The 8192-nt window shown below is 68.7% G+C and carries 9 protein-coding genes; 4 read left to right on the top strand and 5 right to left on the bottom strand.

The window, feature by feature from the left end:
* Window positions 1–118: 118 nt before the first annotated feature.
* Together AB0H42_RS06140 and AB0H42_RS06135 are read right to left on the bottom strand one after the other, a co-directional pair.
* Window positions 119–502 carry a nuclear transport factor 2 family protein gene (locus AB0H42_RS06140; protein ID WP_357050561.1) on the bottom strand — a complete coding sequence of 128 codons (384 nt, stop codon included), beginning with the start codon at window positions 500–502 and terminating at the stop codon, window positions 119–121.
* 182 nt (window positions 503–684) lie between these two features.
* Window positions 685–1806, bottom strand: coding sequence for a class II histone deacetylase (locus AB0H42_RS06135; protein ID WP_357050558.1), 1122 nt, complete (start codon window positions 1804–1806; stop codon window positions 685–687).
* Between the two features lie 292 nt (window positions 1807–2098).
* Here AB0H42_RS06135 and AB0H42_RS06130 point away from each other — a divergent pair, with 292 nt between their 5' ends.
* Window positions 2099–3781 (top strand): 5'-nucleotidase C-terminal domain-containing protein, encoded by a 1683-nt coding sequence (locus AB0H42_RS06130; RefSeq protein ID WP_357050555.1) that lies wholly within the window; start codon window positions 2099–2101, stop codon window positions 3779–3781.
* A gap of 198 nt (window positions 3782–3979) precedes the next feature.
* Entirely contained in the window at window positions 3980–4423 is a 444-nt protein-coding gene (locus tag AB0H42_RS06125) for a hypothetical protein (RefSeq protein ID WP_357050552.1), read from the top strand.
* A 395-nt stretch (window positions 4424–4818) separates the two neighbouring features.
* Here AB0H42_RS06125 and AB0H42_RS06120 read toward each other — a convergent pair whose 3' ends face one another.
* A complete protein-coding gene (locus tag AB0H42_RS06120) occupies window positions 4819–5316 on the bottom strand; it encodes a VOC family protein (protein WP_357050549.1) in 498 nt (165 codons plus the stop codon).
* A 41-nt stretch (window positions 5317–5357) separates the two neighbouring features.
* Entirely contained in the window at window positions 5358–6239 is an 882-nt protein-coding gene (locus AB0H42_RS06115; protein WP_357050546.1) for an NAD(P)H-binding protein, read from the bottom strand.
* A 113-nt stretch (window positions 6240–6352) separates the two neighbouring features.
* Between AB0H42_RS06115 and AB0H42_RS06110 the strand changes: the two genes are divergently transcribed.
* Window positions 6353–6766, top strand: coding sequence for a helix-turn-helix domain-containing protein (locus AB0H42_RS06110; protein WP_357050543.1), 414 nt, complete (start codon window positions 6353–6355; stop codon window positions 6764–6766).
* Window positions 6767–6846: 80 nt separating this feature from the next.
* Window positions 6847–7497, top strand: coding sequence for a hypothetical protein (locus tag AB0H42_RS06105; RefSeq protein WP_357050540.1), 651 nt, complete (start codon window positions 6847–6849; stop codon window positions 7495–7497).
* Between the two features lie 16 nt (window positions 7498–7513).
* Here AB0H42_RS06105 and AB0H42_RS06100 read toward each other — a convergent pair whose 3' ends face one another.
* Window positions 7514–8143 carry a TetR/AcrR family transcriptional regulator C-terminal domain-containing protein gene (locus AB0H42_RS06100; RefSeq protein ID WP_357050537.1) on the bottom strand — a complete coding sequence of 210 codons (630 nt, stop codon included), beginning with the start codon at window positions 8141–8143 and terminating at the stop codon, window positions 7514–7516.
* Window positions 8144–8192: the final 49 nt, after the last annotated feature.

Genomic DNA, 8192 nt, shown 5'->3' with positions numbered 1-8192 from the left:
GCGCCCCCGCGCCCGGGCCAACTCTTCGGTGAACTAATCAACGCGGCGCTTACCGGGCGTGGGCGCGCCCGGCCCGGGTCCGAGCCATCGACGTATCAGCGCACCGTACGCGGCAGGCTCAGGCGAACACCTGGGTGAGGTCGCCGTACAGCCGCTGCTCGGTGCACCGGGTGTCCGCGTCGAAGCTCGCGTACACCGCCCCGGGGATATCGAGTTCCGTACCGTTCTTCAGCCAATAGTGGATGCGGATCTCGAAGGTGACCTCGGCCGTACCGTCCGCCGCCGTCTGCGGCTCCATCCAGTGGAAAATGCTGTGCCGGATCTTGGTGGTCTGGTCGAGCACGTACTGGATGGAGGCGGCGGCCGCTTCCCGGCCGGCCACGGGGTCGGCATTGGCGAAGGTCAACTTCACGTCGTCGGTCATCAACTGCACGGCATCGGCCAACCGGCCGGAGTCGATGTGCTCGTAGTAGTCCTCCACGGCCTTCCGGACGGACGTCATCAACCCACTCCTTGCTGAATTTCCCGGAAAGGGAACCGTTTTCGATTGCTGCGAGCACACAGTAATAGATGTTCGCGCCGCGCGCCGGGGATCGCGAAGCACCGTGGGTTCAGCTGATCCGGACTGTGTAGCAACGGCTTTTGGGGCCCGGCGGCGCGGAGTTCCGTCCGCCGGCCCCGGGATCACCGCGCCTCGGCCGGTGCCCGGAGCGAGGCCGGTACGGCCGCCCGGATCGCCGCGGCCTCGTGGGCCAGCAGCACATCGCCACCCTGTGTGGAGACGATCGGGCTGTACGGGTCCGGCTCGTAGGGGTCGCCGAGTAGTTCGCGCAGCACCGCCAGCCCGCAGAACGGCACATAGTGCGGGCTGTACCCACCCTCCTGGACGAACGCGATCCGACCCTCGCAGAGTTCGGCCGCCACATCGAGCACGCGCCGCGTGAGCTGGGCGAACCCGGCACTGGTGACCATCTGACGGGCCAGCGGATCCATGATGCTCGCATCGAAGCCGGAGGCCACCAGGATCAGCTCGGGCCGGAACGCGCGCAGCGCCGGCAGCACGACCTGGTCCATGGCGTGCACATAGGCGGCGTCACCGCCGGCGGGCGGCAGCGGGATATTGATCGAGAAGCCCTCGCCCGCACCGGTGCCCCGCTCCTCGAGGTAGCCGGAGTTCGGCGGGAAGCACAGATGCTGATGCAGCGAAATGGTGAGCACCGACGGGTCGCTGTACCAGATCTCCTGGGTGCCGTTGCCGTGGTGGACATCCCAATCCACCACGGCCACCCGTTCCAGCCCTAGGACGTCCTTGGCGTAGGCGGCGGCCATCGAAACATTGTTGAAAATGCAGAAACCCATTCCGCCGGCCCGGTACGCGTGATGCCCCGGCGGGTTGACCAGCGCGTAACCGGTATCGATGGTCCGGGAAACCACCTGATCCACGAGCTGGATCGCACCGCCGGCGGACAGCGCCGCGATCTCGTAACCTCCGCGCCCGAACGGCGAACAACCGTCACCGGCGTCACCGCCCTTGGGCCGCAGACTCTCCTCCTTGATCCGGTCCAGATGCTCGGCGGTATGGACGCGGAGGATATCCGCCTCGGTGGCCGGGACCGCCCGCACCGGTTGCAGCCGGTCGAGCAACCCGGAAACAGCGACCAGTTCGTGGAACCGGCGTTTGGTATCGGGATGGGCGAGATGGTGACCTATCGGCTGGAGTCCGGTGGTGGCATCGGCGGGGAACAGACTCCCCGAACCGGTGTCGGCCCATCCGTAGACCGTGTTCCAGACATACCCGATTGTCATGGTCGAACTCCTTGGTGTCCCGCTACCCGCGCGAGCGAGCGCCGGACGGCAAACCGCGCGCAATCGATCGACAGCGCCAGCTCATCGAGCCACAACCGGTCCGACCTCGCAACCGGAACACGAATGTTGGGAAAACTCCCCGCAGAGGACAACCACGCAATCCGAAACGCACGTTCCAGGAGGGCCGCGGCGACTCATCGGTGTCGCGAAATATTCTTCAAAAACTCAGGTGGGAGCAGAGTTCATCGCGTCGTCGCCCGGTGTCCGCCCGGGGGTGTCAGAGTCGGACGGTATGAGCGTTCTGCGTCGGGCCGCGGCCGGTTGCGCCGCCGGGCTGAGTCTCGTCCTGCTTACCGCGTGCGCCGGGTCCGAGGAGCCCGCCCCCGCGACTCCGGGGGTTGTGCCGCTGGTTTCCACCGGTGACCTTCCCGCCACCGGGCCCGGCGAGGTGCATCTGTTCGGGTTCAACGATCTGCACGGTCATCTCGAACCGCCGGAGGCGAGCAACGGGCTGATCGGCGAGCACCCGGCGGGTGGGGCGGCCTATCTGGCGACCCATCTGGACCGTTTGCGCGCGGCCTACCCGGACAGCGCGGCGCTTTCGGCCGGGGACAATATCGGCGCCAGTCCGCTGGTGTCGTCGCTGTTCCACGACGAGCCGACCGTCACGTTCCTGAGCGAGATGGGGGTGGCGGCATCCGCGGTGGGCAACCACGAACTCGACCACGGCGTTTCGGAACTGGCGCGGCTGAGCAAGGGCGGCGGCGCGGTAAACGGATGCTCGCCCGGTGCACCGTTCACGGGGGCCCGGTTCGATTTCCTGGCCGCGAATCTCACGAACTCGCGCGGTGAGCCGCCCCCGGAGGTGCGGCCCTGGACCATGCTGGAGGTCGGCGGGCACAAGATCGGGGTGGTGGGGACGGTCACGCCCGACACTGTGAACCTGGTTTTTCCCGAGGGGATTCGCGGTTACACATTCGGTGATCAGGTCGAGGCGATCAACAAGTATGTGCCCGCCATGAAACAGGCGGGCGCGGAAACTGTGGTCGCGCTGGTGCACGACGGCGGTGCCCAGGGGACACCGGCGAAAACCACGGATTACAACGGTTGCGCCGATATCGGTCCAGAAGTGCCCGATCTCGCCGCCCGCACGGACCCGGCGGTCCAGGTGCTGTTCACCGCGCACAGCCACCAGTCCTATGTGTGCGAATTCGACGGCAAGGTGGTGACCCAGGGCGCCTCCTACGGCCGGCTGATCACCGATGTGACGCTGCGCTTCGCCGACGGGGAGGTCACCGCGGCGGCGGTGAACCGGGTGGTCACCCGCGATGTCGAACCCGATCCGTCGGTCACCGGACTGATCGGCTTCTTCTCCGGGCAGGCGGCGCCGCGCGCCGGGCGGGTGGTCGGTACCGCCACCACGCCGCTGCCGCGCGCCGGCGCCACGGGCGAATCACCGCTGGGTGCGGTGATCGCCGACGCGATGCTCGAGGTCACCGGCGAGTCGGCGCGGGCGGTGGCGGCTTTCATGAACCCCGGCGGGGTCCGTGCCGATATCGATCCCGGCCCGATCACCTACGGCGCCATCTACGAGACCCAGCCGTTCGGAAACCAGGTCGTCACGCTGACACTCACCGGTCGCCAGATCCTCGAACTGCTGGAACAGCAGTGGGACAACGAGAGCAAACCGGCGATCCTCTCGGTCGCCGGTATCTCCTATGCCTATGACGAGACCGCGGCCCCGGGTGCGAAGGTGGTCGGCGATTCGGTGCGGATCGGCGGGCAACCGCTGAACGAGCTCGCCACCTACCGGGTGAGCACCAATAATTTCCTCGCCGCCGGCGGGGACGGTTTCACGGTCTTCACCCGCGGCACCGATTCGGCGGTCGGTCCTACTGATCTCGACGCGCTGGAAACCTATCTTCGCGAGGAAGGTCCGGTAGCCGCTCCCGGGCAACGCGTGCAACGTCGCTGAAGCAGCATCGAAGACGTAGAAAATCCGGAAAGTTATTCCTGACTCGGCGATATCGGTAAACCGGTGGCGCGACTCCGGACGTACTCGCCGACCCGACCGGCCTGCCCCGGGCCGCGCCCGGCTCCCCGTATGGTCCGGAGTGCTCGATCCGCACGCGTACCACTTCCCACCCGATCAACGAGAGAGAAGGGGTTACACATGTCGATCCGCATCACCACCGCTGCCGCGCTCGCCGCACTGGCCGTTCCCGCCGCGGTCGCCCTCGCCGCACCGGTGGCCACCGCGCAACCCACCGAGGGAGCCGTCGACCAGCAGGACAGCCGGCCCGGCCTCCTGGGCATTCCGGGCCTTCCCGGTATCGATGACCTGTTTCCGGGTCTCGGCCTGCCCGTCCAGGACGACGCGGAAGATGAGCCGGCGCCCGGTGACACCGACCGGCAGAACCCTGGTGACACCGATCAACAAGCTCCCGGTGACACCGATCAGCAATATCCAGGCGACACCGACCAGCAGGGACCCGGCGGCACCGACCGAGAAGGACCCGGCGACACCGACCAGCAGGCACCGGGCGACACCGACCAGCAGCAAGCTCCCGCCATCGACCAGCAGGGCAGTATTCAGGACTACGGCCCCACGGAGTAGCGGAGGAACCTGCCGCCGGATGTGACCGAGCCGGCGCGACCACTGCCACCGGGTGGGTACGGGGCCTCGCCCGGCGGCAGTGCCGCCCCGGCCCGCCGGTGACGCGGTCCGGGGAACCGTCGGCACACCGGAAGCCGGCCGCGCACCGGCGCGAGGACCAGGGACGTCGTCCGTCCGCGTCCACCCGGCAGGCGGGCCGCCCTTGTTTTCCGGTTCGTCCGTTCCGGCACCGCGCCCGGCTGATCGGCGCAGACCGCACAACGACCACGGCGTATCGGATCCAGGTCCTTACCCCCACCGCGGCGCAGCAGGTCAGGAGCCTCCCACCGCGCGCAGCAGGTCGGAGGGCTCCGGCTGCGGCGGATCCGGTCGGAGGCGCCCCGCCCCGTGGCGGATCAGGTCGGTGAACCCGCCGCCGCGCCGGTTGCCAGGTCCGCGCCCCAGCGTTTGACGGCGGCGTCGAGATCCAGCGGGTGGGGCCGCAGGTCCTCGGTATCGGGCCAGTCGGCGCGGGGTACCCGCCACATCACCTCGAACTCGTTTCCGTCCGGGTCTTTCGCGTAGAAGGATTTGGACATCAGATGGTCGGAGGCACCGACCAGCGCGTCCCGGGACCGCAGCCGGCGCCCGACTTCGGCGAGTTCGCCGAGCGTGCCGACCTCCCAGGCCAGGTGGTAGAGGCCCACACTGCCGGGGTGTGGGCCCGGGGCGCGGTCACCGAGCGCGAACAATCCCAGGTCGTGGTCGTTTTCGGTGTCCGGCGCCCGGAGGAAGGCGGCCCGGCCCGGGACCCGGTGGGCGACGACGAACTGCAGGGTGGCGGTGTAGAAGTCGACTGCGCGGTCCAGGTCGCGGATGTAGAGGACGGCGTGGTTGAGCCTGCGTACGGCCATAGCGGTTCCTTCTGTGCGGACTACTGGTGGGGCCGGAGTTGTCAGCGCGCGGCGGCGACGGTGTCGTGCAGGGAGGTGGCGACGGTGTCGTGCAGGGAGGCGAGGGGCCGGTCGAGCAACTCGGCCAGATCGGGTGCGATGGTAGCGAGCGCGCCTTCGGCGATCCGCGTGTCGGCGTCGACGAGGAGTTCGACCAAGAACGCGGGCAGACCCGCACCGGCGAGTATTTCGGCGTACTGCGCGGCGGGGAGATCGGTGTAGGTGACGTCCTTTCCGGATACGGCGGATGCTTCGGCGGCGAGGTCGTCCAGCGTCCAGGCCGTGTCACCGGTCAGCTCGTAGGTCTTGCCCGCCTGGTCGTCGGGGGAGGTCAGGACGACGGCGGCGGCCTCGGCCAGGTCGGCGCGGGTGGCCGAGGCGATCGCGCCCCGGCCCGTGGCGCCTACGAGGGTGCCGCGCTGGACCGAACCGGCGAGGCCGGCGGTGTAGTTCTCGGTGTACCAGCCGTTGCGCAACAGCACGGTGGCCAGTCCCGAAGCACCGAGCCGGGCCTCGGTGTCGCGGTGCACTCGGGCCAGGGACAGCGGGTTGGTATCGGCGGCGACGATCGAGGTGTAGGCCACGAGCCCGACACCGGCCCGGGCCGCGGCGTCGACGACGGCGGCGTGCTGGACGAGCCGGAGGTCGTCGGGACCGTTGGCGGAGACGAACAGCAGCTTGTCGGCACCGGTGAACGCGGGAACGAGTGTTTCGGGCCGGTCGTAGTCGGCGCCGCGCACCGTGACACCCCGGGCGGCCAGGTCTGCGGCCCTGGTCGTATCGCGGACCGCCACCGCGAGCTGCGCGGCCGGTACGCCCCGCCGCAGCAGGGCGTCCACCGCGAGGCGGCCGAACTGTCCGGTGGCACCGGTGACGACGAACATGACGAGCTCCTTCTCGGTCGGGCTTCGAGTGCGCGAATCCGACCACCAAGATACACGGTGAAATAGTTAGCGCGAACTATTGGTAAGTGCTCTCCGGTGGTTACCATGACGGTATGGACGTAGCGGAACCCTCCTCGGACAGCACGACCGCGGCGTTGCCCTTCGATGTCTTCGCGCGGGCCTGCCCCTCGCGCCCGGTCCTCGAACACCTCACCGGCCGCTGGGGAACCCTGGTGCTCGCCGGGCTGGCGGACGGTCCGCTCCGGTTCGGCGATCTGCGCCGCCGCATCGACGGGGTGAGCGAGAAAATGCTCGCCCAGACTCTTCAGCAGCTGGAACGCGACGGTTTCGTACACCGCGAGGTCCGCCGCGCCATCCCGCCCCACGTGGAGTACAGCCTCACCGATCTGGGCGCCGATACCGCGCCGCGGCTCCTCGAACTCATCGGTTTCCTCGAGGCGCGAATGCCCGAGGTCCTCGACGCCCAGCGCCGCCACGCCGAGTCACGAAGCGACATCGCCACCTGACCCTCACCGCCATCCAGACCCCCTGAAAAGGTTCCGCGCGCCATCGATGCACACCGATGAAGCATTGATAGCTTTCGCGCATGAACACGAGAAGAGTACGCGGCGGCCCGCTGTCACTCGTCGCCCTGATCGCCGGGCTGCTCGTCGTGACCCACTCCGCGGACACGCCCGATATCGAGTTGACCGGCGGTGAGCCACGGAAACGCAGCCCGGTGCCGGTGATCGCCAACGGTTTTCCCGGCGGCAGGTTCGCCCTGCGCAACGAAGAAGCCCGCCTGTGCCTGACCAGTGAGCCCGGCCGGTACTACGAATTCGACGGGACTTGGCAGCAGCGGGAGTACACCCGGCGCAGCGACCGGGCGAGCGTCACCACCGATCCCGGCCTCGAAATGCGCGGCTGCGACGGATCGGTGCGGCAGGGCTGGTTCTTCGATTCCAGCGGCGCGAACACCTATTCCGGTGCGCACAATCAGCTCGTCAATCTCGTCGCCGAGGATTCGCGCGGCTACTTCGCCCTCTCCTACGGCGGCACCCCCTCCCGCGGAGGAACCGACGCGCGACTGGTCGACAGTACGTCGAGTCTCGCGGTCGAATGGCAGATCGAGGACGGCTACCTCTTCGAGCAGGCGTATCCGAAATCCGTACTCACCTACCTGCCCGGTACCGGGGCACTGAAGATGACTCCGCGCGGCGGCCCATACCAGCGCTGGCGGCTACAGGCGACACCCTGACCCGGCCCACCGGCCATCAGGCCCGCAGACCGGCCAGGACTATCGCCAGCCCGCTGCCGAATTCGGTTTCCGGATCGCCGCCGGCGGCGGCTTCCGCGATCTCGATCAGCTTCGGGAACCGATCGGCCGGCAGCGCCGCGACCCGGCCGGCGACCGCCGCCCGATCCTCGCCCGCGCGGGCCGCGAGCGGGCTCGTGAGTTCGGCCTGCGCGAATCCGGTGACATATCCGGAGACCACCCGGAAGGCAACCAGCAGTTCGGCTCCCGATCTGCCGGAGCGGGCCAGCGCCCGGAGCAGGGCCTCGGCGGGCGCGAGCGTGGGGACATCGGAGCTGCGCCGGGTCAGGATCAGCGGGATGGCGTGCGGATGCGCGCGGACGGCCTGCCACATCCCCTCCGCGACCGACACCACCTGGGCCGGCCAGTCACCCGGCGTCTCGGTCCAGCGCGTTTCGCCCATGACGGCTTCGGTCACCAGCTCCTCGAGCCCTTCGCGGCCGTCGACATAGTTGTAGATCGTCATCGCGCCGGTACCGAGTTCGGCGGCGAGATTGCGCATGGTCAGGCCGGCGAGCCCCTGCTCGTCGACCAGCGCCAGCGCGGCCGACCGCAGTTGTTCCCGAGTGAATTTCCGAGGCGCGGGCATAACCCTCCCTTGTTCAAGTACGGCGTACGTGATTAACTCATCTGATTCA

Source organism: Nocardia sp. NPDC050799 (assembly GCF_040654015.1).
GTDB lineage: Bacteria > Actinomycetota > Actinomycetes > Mycobacteriales > Mycobacteriaceae > Nocardia.
This window is presented reverse-complemented; position numbering and strand designations above follow the sequence as displayed.

What these genes read in the sequence shown, in the direction of transcription:
- AB0H42_RS06140 (WP_357050561.1), bottom strand. Translation starts at nt 502, where the DNA reads ATGACGTCCGTCCGGAAGGCCGTGGAGGACTACTACGAGCACATCGAC.
- AB0H42_RS06135 (WP_357050558.1), bottom strand. Translation starts at nt 1,806, where the DNA reads ATGACAATCGGGTATGTCTGGAACACGGTCTACGGATGGGCCGACACC.
- AB0H42_RS06130 (WP_357050555.1), top strand. Translation starts at nt 2,099, where the DNA reads ATGAGCGTTCTGCGTCGGGCCGCGGCCGGTTGCGCCGCCGGGCTGAGT.
- AB0H42_RS06125 (WP_357050552.1), top strand. Translation starts at nt 3,980, where the DNA reads ATGTCGATCCGCATCACCACCGCTGCCGCGCTCGCCGCACTGGCCGTT.
- AB0H42_RS06120 (WP_357050549.1), bottom strand. Translation starts at nt 5,316, where the DNA reads ATGGCCGTACGCAGGCTCAACCACGCCGTCCTCTACATCCGCGACCTG.
- AB0H42_RS06115 (WP_357050546.1), bottom strand. Translation starts at nt 6,239, where the DNA reads ATGTTCGTCGTCACCGGTGCCACCGGACAGTTCGGCCGCCTCGCGGTG.
- AB0H42_RS06110 (WP_357050543.1), top strand. Translation starts at nt 6,353, where the DNA reads ATGGACGTAGCGGAACCCTCCTCGGACAGCACGACCGCGGCGTTGCCC.
- AB0H42_RS06105 (WP_357050540.1), top strand. Translation starts at nt 6,847, where the DNA reads ATGAACACGAGAAGAGTACGCGGCGGCCCGCTGTCACTCGTCGCCCTG.
- AB0H42_RS06100 (WP_357050537.1), bottom strand. Translation starts at nt 8,143, where the DNA reads ATGCCCGCGCCTCGGAAATTCACTCGGGAACAACTGCGGTCGGCCGCG.